The following is a 19,223-nucleotide window of genomic DNA, read 5'->3' on the forward strand; positions in this document are numbered from 1 at the left end:
GTGCAAGCATGATAAAATCATCGGTGGTCGCATGATGTGGCCTATTCATTCCAATCTGCGCTCAGAGACCGTTGCTATGACCCTGAATAATCCGGAAAAATTACTTTCACAAGCTGAAGAACTTTGCCAGCAGCGCAATGTTCGCCTGACGCCGCAGCGGCTGGAAGTACTGCGCCTGATGACGCAACAACCCGGTGCGATCAGCGCCTATGACTTGCTGGATCTATTGCGCGTAAGCGAACCTCAGGCGAAACCACCGACCGTTTACCGGGCGCTGGATTTTCTGCTGGAACAGGGATTTATTCACCGTGTTGAATCCGCAAACAGCTATGTTCTCTGCCATCATTTTGAAGAGCCGAGCCATACTTCTGCGCTGTTTATCTGCGACCGCTGCGGGTTAGTTACCGAAAAAACCACCGACGGCATTGAAGAGCGTCTGGCAAAACTGTCATTAGAATCCGGATTTGAGCTTCGCCATTCCGTCGTTGAAGCGCATGGCTTATGTGCAGAATGCAAAGTAGTAGAAACCTGCGACAGCCATGACCATTGCGATCACGACCACAGTATTGTGGTGAAAAAACGCTGAATGATCGGGTTTTAAGGTTTTGAAGGTGACTCGTAAGAGGAGGATGTTTTGTACAGAGAAGAGGTTGGGTACATCCGTGTACCCGTATCCTGAAGCGTTCCGGGTAGGAGCAGCTAAATCTCAGGATCCGTCACTGGCACGCGAGGGGGAGTCGCGTCTTACCAGTGATATTTGTTTTTGGTTTCCCATTCATTGAGCTCTTTCTCGGCCTGATCTTTTTGATAGCCGTAACGCTCCTGAATTTTACCGACTAACTGATCACGTTTACCTTCAACCACTGTCAGGTCGTCATCAGTCAGTTTGCCCCATTGTTCTTTCACTTTCCCTTTGAACTGCTTCCAGTTACCGTCGGCTTGGTCCTTATTCATAAAATATCTCCTGTTACCTTGGGTTTTATGAACTGCATTTCGTCTTGCAGCTCGTCCTTAACACTTTAAAGGTTAGTAGAGAATCTCGATTAATCCTCCTTAAACAGGGATAAAAACCACTATTAGGATTAATCTAAAGCATGAAATAACGACAAAGCTGCGCTTATTTCTTTGAAAATAGCTGAAAAATCAGTGCGACGGAGACGAAAACCATGTGTCATGCCGCCAGTAACGACGCCATATCCAGCCCAGTGAAATCCCGCGTAACCCGAGGAATACCGTCAGCGCCAGCCACAACGCATGATTGCCCAGCAGCGGTAAAGTGAACAATGTCAGCCCGTACCCCAGCGCCGCCACCAGCATGCTGTTTCGCATATCCCGCCCACGCGTTGCGCCGATAAACATGCCATCAAGCAAATAGCACCAGACAGCCACCAGCGGCAGTATAATTTGCCAGCCAAGATATCGGTCCGCCAGCTCACGCAATTCCGGTAATGATGTCAGCGCATCAATGATCGCCCCACCCGCCAGCGCGTAAATCAGAGCAAAAAACAGCGCAACCAGCCCGGCCTGACGACACGCGGCATGCCAGACATTCAGCAGTTTTTCGCGGTTGCGGGCACCGAATGCCTCACCGGAATGCGCTTCGATAGCATAAGCAAAACCGTCAAGTGCAAACGCGGTAAATGTCAGCAGGTTCATCAACACGGCGTTGACCGCCACAATGTGGCTGCCCAGCCGCGCGCCCAGAACGGTCAGCGATGCAAAGCAAAGCTGCAACAGTAATGAGCGCAGCATGATGTCGCGGTTAAGCCCGAGAAGACGGCGCAAATTACCACGCCACGCGGAGGTGATTTCTGCGCCGGTGATACCGCGTCGTTTCATCACCCGCCAGACGAAATACAGCCCGATGAGTAGCGTGAAATACTCGGAGCTTGCCGTCGCCATGGCTGCGCCACGCACGTTCCAGCCCAGCCCGATCACCAGCCACAGATCCAGAATGATATTCAGCAAATTCCCGGCAATCAGCAAAATCACCGGCCCGCGAACGTACTGAATGCCGAGCAACCACCCGAGGATCACCAGATTCGCCAGTGAAGCCGGGGCGCTGAACCAGCGGATTTCGATAAACAGCCTCGCCTGTTCAAGCACGGGCTGGCTGCCGCCGACAATGTGAAACGCCAGCTCCATCAGCGGATGACGGAATACCACAATAATGACGCCCGCCAGTACAGCCAGAAGGAAGGGTTGTACAAAAGCACGCGCCAGAAGCTGATTATCTTTCGCGCCCAGCGCCTGAGCGGTCATGCCGGTGGTACTCATCCGCAGAAACAGTAAGAGCATAAAAAGGAAAGTGGTGATCATCGAACCCACAGCCACGCCGCCGAGATAATCCGGGCTGTCGAGATGACCGATCACTGCGGTATCCACCAGGCCGAGGAGTGGCACCGTGATATTGGAAAAAATCATCGGCAATGCCAGCATCCAGAGCGCTTTATCGGCAGGGCTTAAAAAGGTGTTTTTGAGTGTGTGTCGCAGGGAATGATGTTGCATAGAGAATCTCATGCCGGAGGTTCAGGTTATGCCTGTAAATGACATCGCCCCGAAAGGGGCGATGATGAGAGAAACGCATTTCTCTTTGAATTCACATGGATGCCAGAGGCCGCCGCCATCCATATTCAATTAGTTTTAGTCTTGTCTATCTGACACAGCAATTTCTGACTTAGTCATATCTGACCGAGTAATTCGCGTTATATCAAGGCGGCAACTAAGCGAACGCCGGGAGCATACACAAGTATGTGACCGGGGTTGCGAAGGCAGCCAACGCAGAGATAGCTCGAAGTACGAAGGTCAGATCCAGTCGCCGTTGCGGATAACACCTACGGCTAAGCCTTCAATGCTGAAATTCTGCTCGCGCAAATCCACCACGATCGGCTGAAACTCGCTGTTCTCAGGCAATAACTGCACCACACTGCCTTGTTTTTTCAGGCGTTTCACGGTGACCTCATCATCGATACGGGCCACCACAACCTGACCATTACGCACGTCTTGCGTTTTATGCACGGCCAGCAGATCGCCGTCAAGGATACCAATATCACGCATCGACATACCGCTGACACGCAGCAGGAAATCGGCGCTCGGCTTAAACATTTCCGGATCGATCTGATAGTGCCCTTCGATATGTTGCTGCGCCAGCAGCGGTTCACCGGCGGCAACGCGGCCAATCAGCGGTAAACCTTCTTCTTCTTCCATCAGCAGACGAATGCCGCGTGATGCACCGGAAACAATCTCAATAACACCTTTACGCGCCAGCGCTTTAAGATGCTCTTCCGCCGCATTGGGAGAACGGAACCCCAGACGTGATGCAATCTCTGCGCGGGTTGGTGGCATACCGGTGGTGGAGATATGATCGCGAATAAGGTCGTAGACCTCTTGTTGTCTGGTCGTTAAAGCTTTCATTCCGCCCCCTGGTTGTTTATACAGTCTTGCTGTGAGTATATACAGCTAAACGGTCAATGAAAACCTAAGATTGAATAAAAACAGGGCATAACGTTGATTCCTGGAATGCAGATTCCAAATCAGAACCATCGCGACCAAAAGATGCTGACCCAGACAAAAATCGCCAATATGATGGTCAGAAGTACGGCAGCAGAGCCGATATCTTTTGCGCGACCAGAAAGCACATGAAACTCAGGCCCGATGCGGTCTATTGCACATTCCACCGCGCTGTTGAGCAACTCCGTGACACAGACCAGCACGACGGATCCCACCAGCAGGATACGTTCAATGGTGCTGACATCAAGCCAGAAAGATAGCAAAATTAACGGGATAGCGACGCTGGCCTCCTGGCGAAATGCCGCTTCGTTTTGCCATGCCGCTTTGAATCCTTTCCAGGAATAGCCGGCCGCTTTATAAATTCGGGTAAATCCGGTGACTTGGTTCGCCATTTCGGGTACTGATCCTTAGAGTGTTTGCAGCATTTTAGCTTTTATATGACCACAGATCTCCACGGATCTTTCTGGTATCCTTGCGGCGAAATTGCTAACAAGAGGCTTCACGTTTTTATGTCAGGTTGGCGTAGACTTTATTACACATTATTGAATTTACCACTCTCATTGCTGGTAAAGAGCAAGGTCATACCTTCAGATCCGGTTACCGAGTTGCATTTAGACCCGACGCGGCCGATTTTGTACGTATTACCTTATAATTCCAAAGCCGATTTGCTGACGTTGCGTGCGCAATGTCTGGCGCAGAATCTGCCTGATCCTCTTATTCCGCTGGAAATTGACGGCACCCTGCTACCAAGCCATGTCTTTATAGCCGAAGGCCCGCGCGTATTCTCTTATTACACGCCGAAGCAGGAATCCGTAAAGCTGTTCCACGACTACCTTGATTTGCACCGCAATAATCCGGATTTAGACATTCAGATGTTGCCGGTGTCGGTAATGTTTGGTCGTGCACCGGGCCGTGAAGGTCAGGACGACACGCCGCATCTGCGCGTGCTGAACGGTATCCAGAAATTTTTCGCTGTGCTGTGGCTGGGGCGGGACAGTTTCGTCCGTTTCTCCAATACCGTTTCCCTGCGTTATATGGCGACGGAACACGGCACAGATAAGACGATTGCTCAAAAACTGGCACGTGTGGCGCGGATGCATTTCTCCCGTCAGCGTCTGGCTGCGGTTGGTCCGCGCCTTCCGGCACGTCAGGATTTATTCAATAAATTGCTGGCCTCAAAAGCCATTGAGAAAGCGATTGAAGACGAAGCCCGCAGCAAGAAAATTTCCCACGAAAAAGCCCAACAAAACGCCATCGCCCTGATGGAAGAGATTGCCGCTGACTTCTCTTATGAAGCCGTGCGCCTCTCTGACCGTGTGCTGAGCTGGACGTGGAACCGTTTGTACAAAGGCATCAACGTTAATAATGCCGAGCGTGTACGCCAGTTAGCGCTGGACGGTCAGGAAATTGTGTATGTGCCTTGCCACCGCAGCCACATGGACTATCTGCTGCTGTCTTACGTGCTCTATCATCAGGGTCTGGTACCGCCGCATATTGCCGCCGGTATCAACCTGAATTTCTGGCCGGCTGGCCCGATTTTCCGCCGTCTGGGTGCGTTCTTTATTCGTCGAACCTTTAAAGGCAACAAGCTCTATTCGACGGTTTTCCGTGAATATCTGGGCGAACTGTTCAGCCGCGGTTATTCGGTGGAATACTTTGTGGAAGGGGGGCGTTCGCGAACCGGGCGTCTGCTGGAGCCGAAAACGGGCACGCTGGCCATGACCATTCAGGCCATGCTGCGCGGCGGTTCACGTCCGATTACGCTGGTACCGATTTACATCGGTTATGAGCACGTCATGGAAGTGGGTACGTACGCGAAAGAATTACGCGGTGCGACCAAAGAGAAAGAAAGCCTGACGCAAATGCTTAACGGGCTGCGCAAGCTGCGTAACCTCGGCCAGGGTTACGTGAACTTCGGTGAGCCGTTGCATCTGACCACTTACCTGAACCAGAACGTGCCAACCTGGCGTGAAGCCATCGACCCGATCGAAGCACAACGTCCAAGCTGGCTGACGCCGACAGTGCAGGATTTGGCAGAACAGATCATGGTGCGCATCAACAATTCAGCGGCAGCCAATGCCATGAACTTGTGTTGTACCGCGCTGCTGGCCTCCCGTCAGCGTTCACTGACACGCGAACAGCTGACCGAGCAAATCGACTGTTATCTGCAATTGCTGCGTAACGTGCCTTACAACGCGGATTCGACGGTGCCTGATCTGACCGCTGACCAGTTGCTTGATCACGCGCTGAACATGAATAAGTTCCAGGTTGAGAAAGACAACATTGGCGACATCATCGTTCTGCCTCGCGAACAGGCCGTGCTGATGACGTATTACCGCAACAACATCCATCATATGCTGGTGTTGCCATCACTGATTTCAAGCATTGTGATGCACCACCGCCAGGTCAGCCGCGCGGAATTACTGCATCAGGTCGAACTGATTTATCCGATGCTCAAAGCCGAACTGTTTATGCATTTCGATACGCCTGAGCTGCCACAAGTGCTGGATGTTCTGACGCTGGAACTGGCGCGTCAGCAAATCATTCACCTTGAAGATGATGAGCTGACACTTAATCCGGCCCGTATCCGCACCCTCCAGTTGCTGGCGGCTGGCGTACGTGAAACGCTGCAACGTTACGCGATTACCTTCTCCCTGCTCACCAATAACCCAAGCATCAACCGCGGTGCACTGGAAAAAGAGAGCCGGATTATGGCGCAGCGTTTATCCGTGCTGCACGGTATCAATGCCCCTGAATTCTTCGATAAAGCTGTGTTCTCGACGCTGGTCGGCACACTGCGCGCAGAAGGCTATATCAGTGACACCGGCGATGCCATTCAGGAACAAACGCGTGAGATTTACCTCATGCTCAGCGACCTGATGACACCGGATATCAAGCTAACTATCGAGAGTGCGGGAATGCCTTCTGAGCTGCCGCAAGCAACGGAGCCACCGGCTGAACCGAAGATGGATGTACGCGATACCGATCATTAACCCGTATTAGCGCCAGACATCAGATTAAAAAAACAAAACGCCCGGACTTTTTACAGAGTCCGGGCGTTTTTAATTGTTGTCGCGCAGGCTAACTTACTTAGAAATTGAAGCCTGACAGGCTCATCAGAATACCGAGGAACAACACCAGCCCGACATAATTGTTCTGGCGGAAAGCCAGGAAACAGGCATCACGTTCACGTTTAGCAATCAGCTTTTGCTGATGCACAAACAGCGCAGCAGCCAGCAGCAACGACCAGTAAAACGGTGCGCTGAGCTGGGAAAGATAACCAACAATCCCCATCAGGATCAGCGTTGCCAGTTGCAGAAGGCCGATGATCAGCGTGTCAAAACGACCAAACAGAATCGCTGTCGATTTCACGCCGATCTTCAAATCATCGTCACGATCGACCATCGCGTATTGCGTATCGTAAGCCACCGTCCAGCAGATATTTGCCACGAACATTAACCAGCAGCTAAGCGGCACACTTTCGCTCACAGCGGCATACGCCATCGGAATTGCCCAGCCAAACGCCGCGCCCAAAACCACCTGCGGCAGATGGCTGACGCGCTTCATGAACGGATAAATCCATGCCAGCGCCAGTCCGGCCAGAGACAGCCAAATGGTCATGCGGTTAAGCAGCAGAACCAGCAGGAATGACACCAGCACCAGTCCGGCGAATAATATTTTCGCCTGCTTGCCGGTGATCGCCCCGCTCGGCAATGGCCGGTGAGCGGTGCGTTTTACGTGACCATCAAACTTACGGTCAGCGTAGTCATTCACCACGCAACCGGCGGCACGCATGAAGAAAACGCCCAGCACGAAGACCAGCAAAATCTTCGCAGACGGCATTCCCCCCCCCGCGACCCACAGTGCCCATAACGTTGGCCACAACAGCAGCAGTGAGCCAATCGGCTTATCAATGCGCATCAGGCGGCAGTAATCACGCCATGTGCCCTGCGTCATACTTCCTGACACTCTCTGTTCTCCTTGTTGATTAGTCTGACTCATACCTTGCTCACTTTACCCTCAGGGCGGTGAACCGGCGAATCCGGGAGGAAAATTTCGGTCAGCAGCAACGGCTTATCAGACAAACGCAGGCGGGAACGGCGCGCCCATAATTCTCCCTGCTCACTGTGTAACTGGCCTAAATGAATGTAATCGCGGGACAAGTTGTTCCCGCTAAACAGATAGCGCCCCAGCGGCACCGTGCCTAAATCGACCAGCGCCAGATCCGGCCCGGTCAGCGTTTCTTCAGGAATGACCGTGCGCCCCAGCAGCCAGGGTTCGGCATCGCCAAACAGCACGATTTCGCGGATCCAGTAACGGGCACTTTCCGGCAACTGCTGTGCTTCGCTTTCACCCAGTTCTTCGCGACTGACAAAACATTCATTTTGCGGTTTCACGGTGACGGTAACACCCTGCTTTTCAAACCGGCGGGTCATGGACCCCATTTCCATCAGCCAGTCAGCCACATCCGCAGGCACCTGCGAAGGGTCGTCAAACCAGTGGATCGGGGATGGTTCGGGGGAATGGGGATCAGACATCAACGGCTCCGTAATGAAGGCATTCATACCTCCAATGAATTATCTGCCTCGCATTCTAGCGCATCAATGCGAGGCAGTAATTGCCTGATTTATTCGCGGCGCAGACGTTCGCTATTGGCAAGAAACAGTGTCACGACCAGCACAAGGATCGCGCAGGCGTAAACCAATGTGTCATAAGGACTTTTGTGGTCGACGATGATCAGGCGGATAATCGCGGTGATGCCGATGTAAATAAAATAGCGTAACGGGAAATGATAGCCCGACGAAAAATATTTAATAATCAGGGCAATAAACTCAAAATAGAGGAAGTAAATTACAATCCCTTCAATGAGCAGATATGACGAAGACTGATCGTTATTCACGAACAACACCATTGCTAAATGATAGGTTTCGCGCCCGATAAAAATCATCAGGATCGCGGCCAGTCCTAATAAGAATACGTTCAAAATTCGCTGCATAATGACGGATATCATCAATGCCCGTTTTGATCCTGCCATGTGATCTACATCCCACTTTTGTTATTAATCCCCGCAGAATACCACAGAGTCAGCACAGGAAAAGCGCCATTAAAAAAGGGCCAGCCGGTGAAGGCTAACCCTTTTATTGAGAAATATTTCGACCTGTCCCTCTAAATCATTCGGGCTGGATCAAGGCGGCAAGGGAACGAAGCCCCGGGAGCTTACATAAGTAAGTGACCGGGGTGAGTTCACGCAGCCAACGCTGAAACAGTCTGAAGGATGACGAGGGATTAGCGCCAGTTTTTGAAGCGGTTAATTAAACCGTTCGTGGAACTGTCGTGGCCTGTCACTTCTGAGCTACCTTCCAGTTCTGGCAGGATACGGTTTGCCAGCTGTTTGCCCAGTTCTACGCCCCATTGGTCGAAGGTGTAGATGTTCAGGATCACGCCCTGGGTGAAGATTTTGTGTTCATACATTGCGATCAACGCACCCAGGCTATAAGGCGTGATTTCACGCAGCAGGATGGAGTTGGTCGGACGGTTCCCTTCGAACACTTTGAACGGCGCAACGTGTTTAACGTCTTCTGGTTTTTTACCCTGATCGGCGAATTCTTTCTCGACAACATCCAGAGATTTACCGAATGCCAGCGCTTCGGTCTGGGCGAAGAAGTTAGACAACAGTTTCGCGTGGTGATCGCTCAGCGGGTTATGGCTGATGGCCGGTGCGATGAAGTCACAAGGGATGATTTTAGTCCCCTGGTGAATCAGCTGATAGAACGCGTGCTGACCGTTAGTGCCCGGTTCGCCCCAGATGATCGGGCCAGTCTGGTAATCCACCGGGTTGCCGTTACGGTCAACGAACTTACCGTTAGATTCCATGTTGCCTTGCTGGAAGTAAGCGGCAAAACGGTGCATGTACTGGTCGTATGGCAGGATAGCTTCGGTTTCGGTGCCGTAGAAATCGTTGTACCAGATGCCGATCAGCGCCAGCAGTACCGGCAGGTTTTTCTCAGCCGGCGTATTCGCGAAGTGTTTATCCATCGCGTGCGCACCGCTCAGCAGTTGTTCGAAGTTATCGAAACCTACAGACAGCGCGATAGACAGACCGATTGCGGACCACAGAGAGTAACGGCCACCGACCCAGTCCCAGAATTCGAACATGTTGTCGGTGTCGATACCAAACTCGCTCACCGCTTTACCGTTGGTGGACAGCGCCGCGAAGTGTTTCGCCACGTGTTGGTTATCGCCAGCGGTTTTCAGGAACCAGTCACGCGCGCTGTGGGCGTTGGTCATGGTTTCCTGCGTGGTGAAGGTTTTTGATGCAACCAGGAACAGCGTGGTTTCCGGAGACAAATCTTTCAGCGTTTCAGCGATATGCGTGCCGTCAACGTTGGAGACGAAATGCATATTCAGGTGGTTTTTGTACGGACGCAGCGCTTCAGTGACCATGAACGGACCGAGGTCTGAACCGCCGATACCGATGTTCACCACGTCGGTGATGGCTTTGCCGGTATAACCTTTCCATTCGCCACCGATAACACGTTCGGTGAAGCCTTTGATTTTCGCCAGAACTGCATTCACTTCCGGCATCACATCTTTGCCGTCCACGACGATTGGCGTGTTGCTGCGGTTACGCAGTGCAACGTGCAGAACAGCACGGTCTTCGGTGCGGTTGATCTTCTCGCCAGAGAACATCGATTTGATTGCGCCCTGAAGGTCAGTCTCTTTCGCCAGCGCCTGCAGCTTATCCAGCGTCTCTGCGGTGATGCGGTTTTTGGAGAAATCGACCAGCATCTGGTCTTCAAACGTGGCAGAGAATTTGGAGAAACGATCACCATCTTCAGCAAACAGATGGCTAATCTGCACATCTTTCATCTTGTCGAAATGCTGCTGCAGGGCTTGCCAGGCAGCGGTCTGAGTTGGATTGATATTTTTCATAGCAATGCTCTTAGGCTGAGAATAAATATGAGGTAACTGTCCCGATTGTAGCCTGAAGTTCCCGGGAAGAGATGCCTTTTCTTGCGATAGGTTAGATCTGCTTAATCACAATGACAGAGAACAATATTAGATGAGAATCGCTCAAAATGTGGCGCATGCATTGCCTGACCGTTGACAGACGGGCGATAAACGGCTATTCCTAAGCGCCTAACTCGCGCGCTCGATGCGCGAGCCAGAAGAGGCGCGTCGCCCAGGCAGTGTATCGGAGGAGCCGAAATCCTACGAAGATACATCAGGGGGAGCGGCGCCGAGATCATAAGCCCGCGGCAGGCAAATGATCGACTACAGGGGCTGAATCCCCTGGGTTGTCACCGGAACACCCAACAGGGTGTCGGCTAGGTGGGGCGCTTCTGGGTGTATCGTAGTATCTCTACGCCTGCTCCCGTTTCCCGCTCTTCCCTTTGTGCCAATTCTTATGGAATCGATGGCCGTCATGATATGGCGACCCGGACACGAGGTTTTACATGAATCACGCAGTATCCCGCAACGCCAGCCAGCAGCCTTTGGGCAATGTCATCGTCGCCAAATTCGGCGGTACCAGCGTGGCGGATTTCGACGCAATGAACCGCAGCGCGGATATCGTGCTGTCGCGCCCTGAAGTGCGTCTGGTTGTTCTCTCCGCCTCTGCGGGCGTCACCAATTTATTAGTTGAGCTGGCAGAAGGTAAAGAAACCGAACGCCGGGTGTTCCTGCTTGATGAAATTCGCCGCATCCAGAGCGCCATTATCGATCGCCTCGATAATCCCACCGTGATCCGCGAAGAAATCGGCCGCATGCTGGAAAATATCGCCATGCTGTCAGAAGCGGCGAGCCTTGCGACCTCTACCGCGCTGACCGACGAACTGGTGAGCCATGGCGAACTGATGTCCACCCTGCTGTTTGTTGAAATCATCCGCCAGCGCAACGTGCCAGTGGAATGGTTCGACGTACGTAAAATCATGCGTACCAACGATCGCTTTGGGCGCGCGGAGCCGGATACGCAGGTATTAAGCGAGTTAACCGTTCAGCAGCTACAACCGCGCTTGCAGGACGCCCTGGTAATCACACAAGGTTTTATCGGCTCAGAAGGCAAAGGCCGCACCACGACGCTTGGCCGTGGCGGCAGCGATTACACCGCCGCATTGTTGGGTGAAGCGCTGAGCGTTTCCCGTGTGGATATCTGGACTGACGTCCCGGGGATTTATACCACCGACCCGCGTCTGGTGCCGGCGGCAAAACGTATTGACCGCATTGCGTTTGAAGAAGCCGCTGAAATGGCGACATTTGGTGCCAAAGTTCTGCATCCAGCCACTCTGCTGCCCGCGGTGCGTCGCGGTATCCCGGTGTTTGTAGGCTCGAGCAAAGACCCGTCAGGCGGCGGCACCTTAGTGTGTGATACCAGCGATAATCCGCCGCTGTTCCGCGCGATAGCCCTGCGCCGCAGACAAACGCTGGTCACGCTGCACAGCCTGAGCATGCTCCATTCACGCGGTTTCCTCGCCGAAGTGTTTGGCATTCTGGCACGCCACAGTATCTCTGTGGATCTGATCACCACATCCGAAGTCAGCGTCGCGCTGACGCTGGATACCACCGGTTCCACATCCTCAGGCGACAGCCTGCTGACCACCTCACTGCTGACAGAATTATCCTCACTGTGCCGCGTGGAAGTGGAAGAAAATCTGGCGCTGATTGCGATTATCGGCAACAAACTGTCCCAGGCCTGTGGCGTCGGCAAAGAAGTGTTCGGCGTGCTGGACCCGTTCAATATCCGCATGATTTGCTACGGCGCAAGCAGCTACAACCTGTGCTTCCTGGTGCCGGGCAACGATGCCGATCAGGTCGTTAAAACTCTACACCGCAACCTGTTCGAATAATGACGGGCGCGGTATGTGAGAAGACCGGGCCATGTGCCCGGTCTTTTTTTGTCTGTACTTTTGCAAACAACAAAGACAAGGATCACCTCAATGTTAGCCAAAATAACCCGCCTGTTCCCGTTGTGGGCCGTGCTGTTATCCGTCGCGGCCTATTACTCGCCCGGTACGTTCACGCCGATCGGCCCGCATGTTTCTACCCTGCTGATGCTGATTATGTTCGCGATGGGTGTCACTCTCGAATTCGGTGATTTCAAACGCGTGCTTTCCCGACCTGGCCCGGTTGCTGCCGCCACGTTCCTGCATTATCTGATCATGCCGCTGGCGGCGTGGGTGCTGGCAAAACTGTTCCATATGCCGGCAGATTTATCGGCGGGAATGATTCTGGTGGGCAGCGTTGCCAGCGGTACAGCCTCTAACGTGATGATTTATCTTGCGAAAGGAGATGTCGCGCTTTCCGTGACGATTTCAGCAGTTTCCACGCTGGTGGGGGTTTTCGCCACGCCACTGCTGACGCGTCTGTATGTCGATACGCACATTAAAGTGGATGTGGAAGGCATGCTGTTAAGCATTTTGCAGATCGTCGTCATCCCGATTTTAGCCGGTCTGATTATTCATCATCTGTTCACGAAAACCGTGAAACGTATCGAACCGCTGCTGCCGCTTTTCTCAATGGCATGCATTGTCGCCATTATCAGCGCCGTCGTGGCGGGCAGTCAGGGCTTTATCGGTTCGGTGGGATTGATCGTGATTGTGGCGGTTATTCTGCACAACGGCATAGGCTTACTGAGCGGTTACTGGGGCGGGAAACTGTTTGGCTTTGACGAAACCACCTGCCGCACGCTGGCGATGGAAGTCGGGATGCAGAACTCAGGTTTAGCGGCGACGCTGGGGAAAATCTATTTCACCCCGCTGGCCGCACTGCCGGGCGCATTGTTCTCGGTATGGCACAATCTGTCAGGTTCTTTGCTGGCCGGTTACTGGTCCGGTAAGCCGGTCAAAAAAGACTGATTTCCAGACGAAAAAGAAGATGAAAAAGAAACGGGCGCCTTCCTCAGCGCCCGTTTTGATTCGTCCTACACCCGTTGCACATCATCATTCGGTTCGCGCTGCTCATCTTCCTGCTCATCCTGATCCAGCACGTTATAGGCCACTGCACAGAACAGTGAGTTCAGACGTTTCATATCCCCCAGCAACCCGAGGTGCAGCGAGCTGGTTTCGATACTCTGCACATTATGCTGATGCAGGCGATCGACGTGCGCATGCGCATAACGGCGGTCGAGAATGCGGAAACGGTGTTTGGAGCGGCGCAGACGGCGCGCACTGGTCAGATCGTTCGACAGGAAAACGCCCAGACTCAGGCGCAGGTTATCCTGCAATTTCTCATGTAAGGCATCCAGCTCCACCAGTCCTTCCGGCGAGAACGCGCGTCGGGTAGCGTGGGATTTGGCGGTGATATCGCCGGTCATGCGCTCGATAATGTCACCGGCCTGTTCGAGGTTCAGCGCCATTTCGATGATTTCAGCCCAGCGGCGGGAATCATCTTCGCCAAGTCCTTCCTTGTTGATTTGCGCCAGATACAGCTTGATGGCGGTATAGAGCACATCAACGTCATCGTCGAGACGCCGCACTTCGCGATCCTGTGCCAGTTTACCGTGCATCACTTCCCGGTTGAGGATCAGCATATGTTCGACCACGTCGCCCATGCGCAAGGTTTCACGGGCGGCATTGGCCAGCGCCAGCGTCGGGGTATCAATTGCGCTGACATCCAGATGGCGCGGACGCAGACGGGGATCATCTTCAGGCACATCGGCAATCATCATCTCGCAAACCTTCGCCATCGGCGCCGTCAGCGGCACCATCGCCAGACAACGGATCAGGTTGTAGAACATGTGGAAGTAGATCACCAGTTCTTCATCCGGAATGCCAAGCCGCGCCAGTTGCGTCGACAACAGTCCGACAAACGGCAGCACAATCACCAAACCAATCAGTTTAAACAGCGTACTGCCGAGCGCCACGCGGCGACCGGCGGCATTCATTTTACTGGCGTTAATCATCGCCAGCAGCCCGCTGCCGAGGTTGGCACCGATGACCAGACAAAGTGACACTTTAAGCGAAATCACGCCGGTCGCGGCAAGGGTTGCCGTCAGCAACACCGCCGCCAGACTGGAATAACTGATGATGGCAAACACTGCGCCGGTCAGGGCATCGAGCAGCACATCACCGGTCAGGGACGAGAATAAAACTTTAACGCCGGAGGCCTGCATGATCGGCGTCGCGGCGCCCACAATCAGCTCCAGCGCCAGTAAAATCAGCCCCAGCCCGATACCGACACGGCCCATTTGCCCCGCGCGGGTCTGTTTACGGCTGAGGAAGAACGCGACACCGACGAAAATCAGCAGCGGAGAAAGCCAGGAGAGATCGAAGGTCAGGATACGCGCCATCACGGCGGTCCCGACATCTGCACCGAGAATAATCACCAGTGCCGGAGCCAGGGCTACCAGCCCCTGCGATACAAACGACGTGACCAGCAGCGCGGTAGCATTACTGCTTTGCACCAGCGCAGTAACGCCAATGCCCGCCACAAACGCCAGCGGTTTTTTCTCGACACTGTTACTCAGAACACGGCGCAGATTGGCGCCAAAGACACGCATGATGCCGGTACGCACGATGTGCGTACCCCATACGAGCAGAGAAATAGCAGACAACAAATGCAAAAGGGTTAACACGAAAGAACAGCTCCATTAACGCCAGGCATAGACCGGCCATCCTGCCTGCCGGGCGTGCTGGAGCAGGATAGCGTCTGGATTCACCGCCACCGGCTGGCCCACGCGGGTCAGCAACGGCAGATCATTATGGGAATCAGAATAAAAACTGGCTGATTGCAAAAGGGATGCGTCCTGATTGATGAGCTCCAGCAACCGCGAGACTTTTCCCTCGCGATAGGTCATCGTCCCTCGTGTGGCGCCGGTAAAACGCCCGTCTTTCATTTCAACACCAATCGCCAGCGTTTCATCAACACCGAGAAAACGGGCAATCGGCTGCACCAGATGTTCACCGGACGCGGAAATAATTACCGTCCGGTCGCCCTGTGCACGGTGAGCAGCCAGACACTCACGCGCCTGCGTGTAAACACGCGGGGCAATCACATCCTGAATATAATTCGCGACCATCGCCGCGACATCACGTTGACTGCGGCCGGACAGCGGCACCAAAGTACAACGCATGTACTCCTGCATATCCATCTGACCGATAGCATATTGCTGCATCAGCGCGGCATCTTGTTGCAGAAAAGCCTGCTCATCGGCCACCCAGCCATTTGCCACCATGTAGGCTGACCACAAACTCGAACAGTCGCCGCTAATCAGGGTTTCATCGAGATCAAACAGCGCCAGTTTCATGCAACTTCCCGTAACGTAACAAGATCTAACTGTAGACCAATATCGCTGCCATCGGCGCGAAGTGAGGCCACAGAACGGTTTAAGACATCCACAGAAAGCTCAACTCCGTGTGCTAAAACGCGATAACGCACGACGTTGCCAAGCAGACTGTGGCTGATAATTTTAGCCGGAATACCTTCAATCAGCTCGCATATTGTGACCGACTCCGGACGGATGGCGACACGGCCCGTGTAAGTTATGCCGGTCAGCGCCATCGCCTGTTCAGGGCTTAGCAGGTTGTAGCTGCCGATAAAGCCCGCAGCAAACGCATCCACCGGTTCAGTATACAGGGTTTCGGCATCGGCATTTTGGACGATTTGCCCTTTGTTCATCAGCACAATCCGGTCGGACATGGTCAGCGCTTCTTCCTGATCGTGGGTCACGAAAATCGCCGTCAGATTCATTTCACGCTGAATACGGCGGATTTGCTCACGCAGATGCTTACGGATACGGGCATCGAGCGCGGAAAGGGGTTCGTCGAGCAGCAACAGGCGCGGCTGCGTAACCAGTGAACGCGCCAGTGCCACACGCTGACACTGACCACCGGAAAGCTGATGCGGATAACGTTTTGCGTAATCGTTCATTTCCACCAGTTCCAGTACTTCACCGACGCGCCGGTGCAGCTCTGAAGCCGGTATCTTTTGCATTTTCAGGCCGAACGCGACATTGGCTTCAACCGTCATATTAGGAAACAGCGCATAGCTCTGGAAGACCATGCCGATGCCGCGCTGTTGTGGCGGCAGCGGCACAATATCCTGCCCCTGAATCAGAATTTTTCCGCTGTCGACGGAAGTCAGACCGGCCAGACAGCGCAGCAGCGTGGATTTTCCGCAGCCGCTTGGCCCCAGCAGTGTGACGAATTCTCCCTCTTCTGCTGAGAAATCGATGTTGTTGAAAATCTGCGTCGGACCGTAAGACTTGTTGAGTTGAGTAACCTGCAAATACGACATAATCAGCTCTTTCCTTTGTTCAGCATGTTCGCCACCCAGGTGAAAATCAGGACGACCATGAAATAGGAGATGACCAATGCGCTGGTAAAATGGCCGCTGCCATTACGCATGTTATAGAGGTAAACCTGAACCGTTTCATAACGGCTGCCCGCCAGCAGATTGGCGAACACAAACTCCCCGATCAGGAAGGAAAACGACAGCAGGACGGCAATCATTCCGCCTTTGCGTAAGTTAGGCAAAACCACCAGCAGCGCCGCTTTCCAGGTGCTGGCACCGAGCAGATGTGCAGCATCCATCAGGTCACGCAGGTTGATCGCCTGCATGTTGTTAGAAATAGCGCGATAGATAAACGGCAGCGCGATGGTGAAGTAACAGCCAATCAGGATCCACGGCGTACCGGTGAGCGCCAGCGGTTCAGCGGAATAGAGTTGCATCAGGCCCACCGATGACACCACCGGCGGCACGGCGAACGGCAGCAGGATCAGGATGTTCATCAGTGCATCGAGCTTAGGGAAATAGTAAGCAATCACAAACATTAGTGGCAGGATCAGCACCAGCGACAGAAAAAGTGTGCCGAAACACACCAGCAGCGAATGCCAGAGCGCAATCAGGAAGCGCGGATCGCTCCACAGTTCCACCAGCCATTTCAGCGTAAAGCCGCTCGGTAAAATGGTCGCCCCCCATTCCAGCACCAGCGCATAGACCAGCGTCGCCAGCAGCGGCAACATCAGGACAATCAGTAAAATCCAGATCACCACACGGTGGTAAATTGCTTCAGACCGCGACATCTTACGTTCCTTTTTCTGCCCGTCAGCTGCGCTGACTGAGATAACTTTTACGCAATAACCACTGATGGATCAGCGTGATAAAGGCCATCAGCACCACCAGCAACATCGCCAGCGCGCTGCCCATATTCGGATCGAGAGAAATATCCCCCGAGACCAACGCCGCGATACGCACCGGCACCACGTTAAAGTTACCGGTGGTCAGCGCATACACCGTGGCATACGCGCCAAGGGCATTGGCGAGCAAAATAACGAAGGTGCCGAGCAAGGCCGGGAACAGTACCGGAATACCGATATGACGCCAGTAACGCCAGCGTCCCGCGCCCAGCAAGGCCGCTGACTCGCGCCAGTCCTCCCGTAACGCATCAAATGCCGGATACATCAGCAACACGCCGAGCGGGATCTGGAAATAGGTATAGAGCACAATCAGGCCGTCTTTTGAATAGAGGTCGAAGTGTTCCATCAGGCCATATTTTTTCAGCAGCAGCGTCAGACAACCATTCAGGCCAAGCAGGATAACGAAGGCGAAGGCCAGCGGTACGCCCGCAAAGTTGCTGGTCATGTTAGTAAACGACATCACAAAGTCGTGCAGCTTTGTCGGGCCAAGCTGGCGAAGTGAGTAACTACCCACTAACGCAATAAGCAAACCGTATAAACTCGACCAGATGGAAATATCCAGTGAGAAACGCATAGCCTGTAAATAGAACGGTGATGTCAGAATGTCGGTGTAATTGCCCAGTCCCCAGGCTTCATAGGTTTCGCTGTAAAAGCTGCTCACCGCAATCCATGTCAGCGGCGCCAGCTGAAAAGCGATGAAAAACACCAGAAACGGCAGCATAAACAACGCCGCAATCCACTTAGCTTTCATCGGGTATCCTCTAAAAGTGACGGGATTCAGGCCAGTAATGCCGCGCAATGTGGCTTGTCGTGGGCAATATTGAGGATCTGACAAACAGTTCCGCATAACTCCGTCTGCAACGGTGCGGCCTCTTTGAAGCTGAACGCACTGCCGAAGACGAACAGCGGCACCTGACGCTCCTCCGGCAAAATACCGCCGTGGCTGCGGTCATCATTCATACCGTGATCCGCAGTCACGATCACCTGATAACCGGCGTCCAGCCAGTCGCCCAGATAGCGCGACAGGATGCCGTCTGCGGTGCGTGCTTTGTTGCGGTATTGGGGCGTCGACAGGCCAAATTTATGCCCGGCATCATCAATGTTCATCGGGTGGATCAGCAGGAAGTCGGGATCATGACGACGACGCAGGCTTTCGGCGTCATCGAACAGATGCGAATCAGGGTAACTATCATCGTAATAAAAATGGCCGTGCTGGATAGTCAGCGAGTCATCGCTGGTGTGGCGGTCACGCGGCGGGTCAAACGGCGTGCGGTTATACAGCTCGCTGACCCAGTGATAAGCCGCAGCAGCCGTCGTCAGGCCAGCGTCGCGGGCATAGTGGAAAATACTACGTTGAGTCGATAACCGGTCAACGTGGTTGTGAACAATGCCACTCACCACCGGCGTGATACCGGTGAGAATGCATTCATAAAGTGGCCGGGACAGCGAAGGCAATTCGCATTCCAGTTGATACAAGCGGCCGCGTCCTGCGGCACACTGGGCTTGCAGATAACCCATTGCGTCGCGGCCGACCTGATAATTCAGCCCGTCGAGTACTACCAGAATGCTCTTCATACC

At 53.5% G+C, this 19,223-nt stretch carries 18 protein-coding genes and 1 riboswitch; of the genes, 4 read left to right on the forward strand and 14 right to left on the reverse strand.

What is annotated here, in order from left to right:
• The first annotated feature begins 76 nt into the window (after positions 1-76).
• Positions 77-586, forward strand: coding sequence for a zinc uptake transcriptional repressor Zur (gene zur, locus GW591_RS15375; RefSeq protein WP_037035116.1), 510 nt, complete (start codon positions 77-79; stop codon positions 584-586).
• 158 nt (positions 587-744) lie between these two features.
• Here the strand turns inward: zur and GW591_RS15380 are convergent, their stop codons facing one another.
• The 4 genes from GW591_RS15380 to GW591_RS15395 form a co-directional block, all read right to left on the reverse strand.
• A complete protein-coding gene (locus GW591_RS15380) occupies positions 745-954 on the reverse strand; it encodes a CsbD family protein (protein WP_013577368.1) in 210 nt (69 codons plus the stop codon).
• Between the two features lie 189 nt (positions 955-1,143).
• Positions 1,144-2,508, reverse strand: a complete 1,365-nt coding sequence (gene dinF / locus GW591_RS15385; protein ID WP_119262160.1) for an MATE family efflux transporter DinF — start codon at positions 2,506-2,508, stop codon at positions 1,144-1,146.
• A gap of 297 nt (positions 2,509-2,805) precedes the next feature.
• Complete coding sequence (lexA, locus tag GW591_RS15390) at positions 2,806-3,414, reverse strand: transcriptional repressor LexA (RefSeq protein ID WP_166860930.1); 609 nt, start codon at positions 3,412-3,414, stop codon at positions 2,806-2,808.
• A 119-nt stretch (positions 3,415-3,533) separates the two neighbouring features.
• Positions 3,534-3,902, reverse strand: coding sequence for a diacylglycerol kinase (locus GW591_RS15395; protein WP_013577371.1), 369 nt, complete (start codon positions 3,900-3,902; stop codon positions 3,534-3,536).
• Positions 3,903-4,019: 117 nt separating this feature from the next.
• Here GW591_RS15395 and plsB point away from each other — a divergent pair, with 117 nt between their 5' ends.
• Positions 4,020-6,503: a glycerol-3-phosphate 1-O-acyltransferase PlsB gene (plsB, locus tag GW591_RS15400; protein ID WP_013577372.1), complete on the forward strand. Its 2,484-nt coding sequence runs from the start codon at positions 4,020-4,022 to the stop codon at positions 6,501-6,503.
• A 97-nt stretch (positions 6,504-6,600) separates the two neighbouring features.
• Here plsB and ubiA read toward each other — a convergent pair whose 3' ends face one another.
• The 4 genes from ubiA to pgi all read right to left on the reverse strand — a co-directional run bounded on the left by ubiA (position 6,601) and on the right by pgi (position 10,443).
• On the reverse strand, positions 6,601-7,467 hold the full coding sequence (ubiA, locus tag GW591_RS15405; protein WP_041673175.1) for a 4-hydroxybenzoate octaprenyltransferase: 867 nt from the start codon (positions 7,465-7,467) through the stop codon (positions 6,601-6,603).
• A gap of 41 nt (positions 7,468-7,508) precedes the next feature.
• A complete protein-coding gene (ubiC, locus tag GW591_RS15410) occupies positions 7,509-8,048 on the reverse strand; it encodes a chorismate lyase (RefSeq protein WP_121019641.1) in 540 nt (179 codons plus the stop codon).
• Positions 8,049-8,137: 89 nt separating this feature from the next.
• Complete coding sequence (gene psiE / locus GW591_RS15415; RefSeq protein WP_013577375.1) at positions 8,138-8,545, reverse strand: phosphate-starvation-inducible protein PsiE; 408 nt, start codon at positions 8,543-8,545, stop codon at positions 8,138-8,140.
• Between the two features lie 251 nt (positions 8,546-8,796).
• Complete coding sequence (gene pgi / locus GW591_RS15420) at positions 8,797-10,443, reverse strand: glucose-6-phosphate isomerase (RefSeq protein WP_013577376.1); 1,647 nt, start codon at positions 10,441-10,443, stop codon at positions 8,797-8,799.
• A gap of 228 nt (positions 10,444-10,671) precedes the next feature.
• A riboswitch (Lysine riboswitch) is annotated at positions 10,672-10,861 on the forward strand.
• A 106-nt stretch (positions 10,862-10,967) separates the two neighbouring features.
• Here pgi and lysC point away from each other — a divergent pair.
• Positions 10,968-12,356, forward strand: coding sequence for a lysine-sensitive aspartokinase 3 (lysC, locus tag GW591_RS15425; protein ID WP_013577377.1), 1,389 nt, complete (start codon positions 10,968-10,970; stop codon positions 12,354-12,356).
• Positions 12,357-12,446: 90 nt separating this feature from the next.
• Positions 12,447-13,364 carry a ketopantoate/pantoate/pantothenate transporter PanS gene (gene panS, locus GW591_RS15430; protein WP_013577378.1) on the forward strand — a complete coding sequence of 306 codons (918 nt, stop codon included), beginning with the start codon at positions 12,447-12,449 and terminating at the stop codon, positions 13,362-13,364.
• Positions 13,365-13,429: 65 nt separating this feature from the next.
• Here panS and GW591_RS15435 read toward each other — a convergent pair whose 3' ends face one another.
• The 6 genes from GW591_RS15435 to GW591_RS15460 are packed head-to-tail and all read right to left on the reverse strand — an operon-like array spanning position 13,430 to position 19,220.
• A complete protein-coding gene (locus tag GW591_RS15435) occupies positions 13,430-15,082 on the reverse strand; it encodes a Na/Pi cotransporter family protein (RefSeq protein ID WP_013577379.1) in 1,653 nt (550 codons plus the stop codon).
• A 15-nt stretch (positions 15,083-15,097) separates the two neighbouring features.
• The gene (locus tag GW591_RS15440) at positions 15,098-15,754 is read right to left on the reverse strand and encodes an HAD family hydrolase (protein ID WP_112197686.1); all 657 of its coding nucleotides are present in this window, start codon (positions 15,752-15,754) and stop codon (positions 15,098-15,100) included.
• Complete coding sequence (locus tag GW591_RS15445; RefSeq protein ID WP_013577381.1) at positions 15,751-16,743, reverse strand: ABC transporter ATP-binding protein; 993 nt, start codon at positions 16,741-16,743, stop codon at positions 15,751-15,753. The genes GW591_RS15440 and GW591_RS15445 overlap by 4 nt, the downstream gene beginning before the upstream one ends.
• Positions 16,744-16,745: 2 nt before the next feature.
• Entirely contained in the window at positions 16,746-17,531 is a 786-nt protein-coding gene (locus GW591_RS15450; protein WP_013577382.1) for an ABC transporter permease, read from the reverse strand.
• Positions 17,532-17,553: 22 nt separating this feature from the next.
• Positions 17,554-18,396, reverse strand: coding sequence for an ABC transporter permease (locus GW591_RS15455; protein ID WP_037034946.1), 843 nt, complete (start codon positions 18,394-18,396; stop codon positions 17,554-17,556).
• A gap of 26 nt (positions 18,397-18,422) precedes the next feature.
• Positions 18,423-19,220 (reverse strand): alkaline phosphatase family protein, encoded by a 798-nt coding sequence (locus GW591_RS15460; RefSeq protein ID WP_013577384.1) that lies wholly within the window; start codon positions 19,218-19,220, stop codon positions 18,423-18,425.
• Positions 19,221-19,223: the final 3 nt, after the last annotated feature.

Source organism: Rahnella aceris (genome assembly GCF_011684115.1).
Classification (GTDB): domain Bacteria; phylum Pseudomonadota; class Gammaproteobacteria; order Enterobacterales; family Enterobacteriaceae; genus Rahnella; species Rahnella aceris.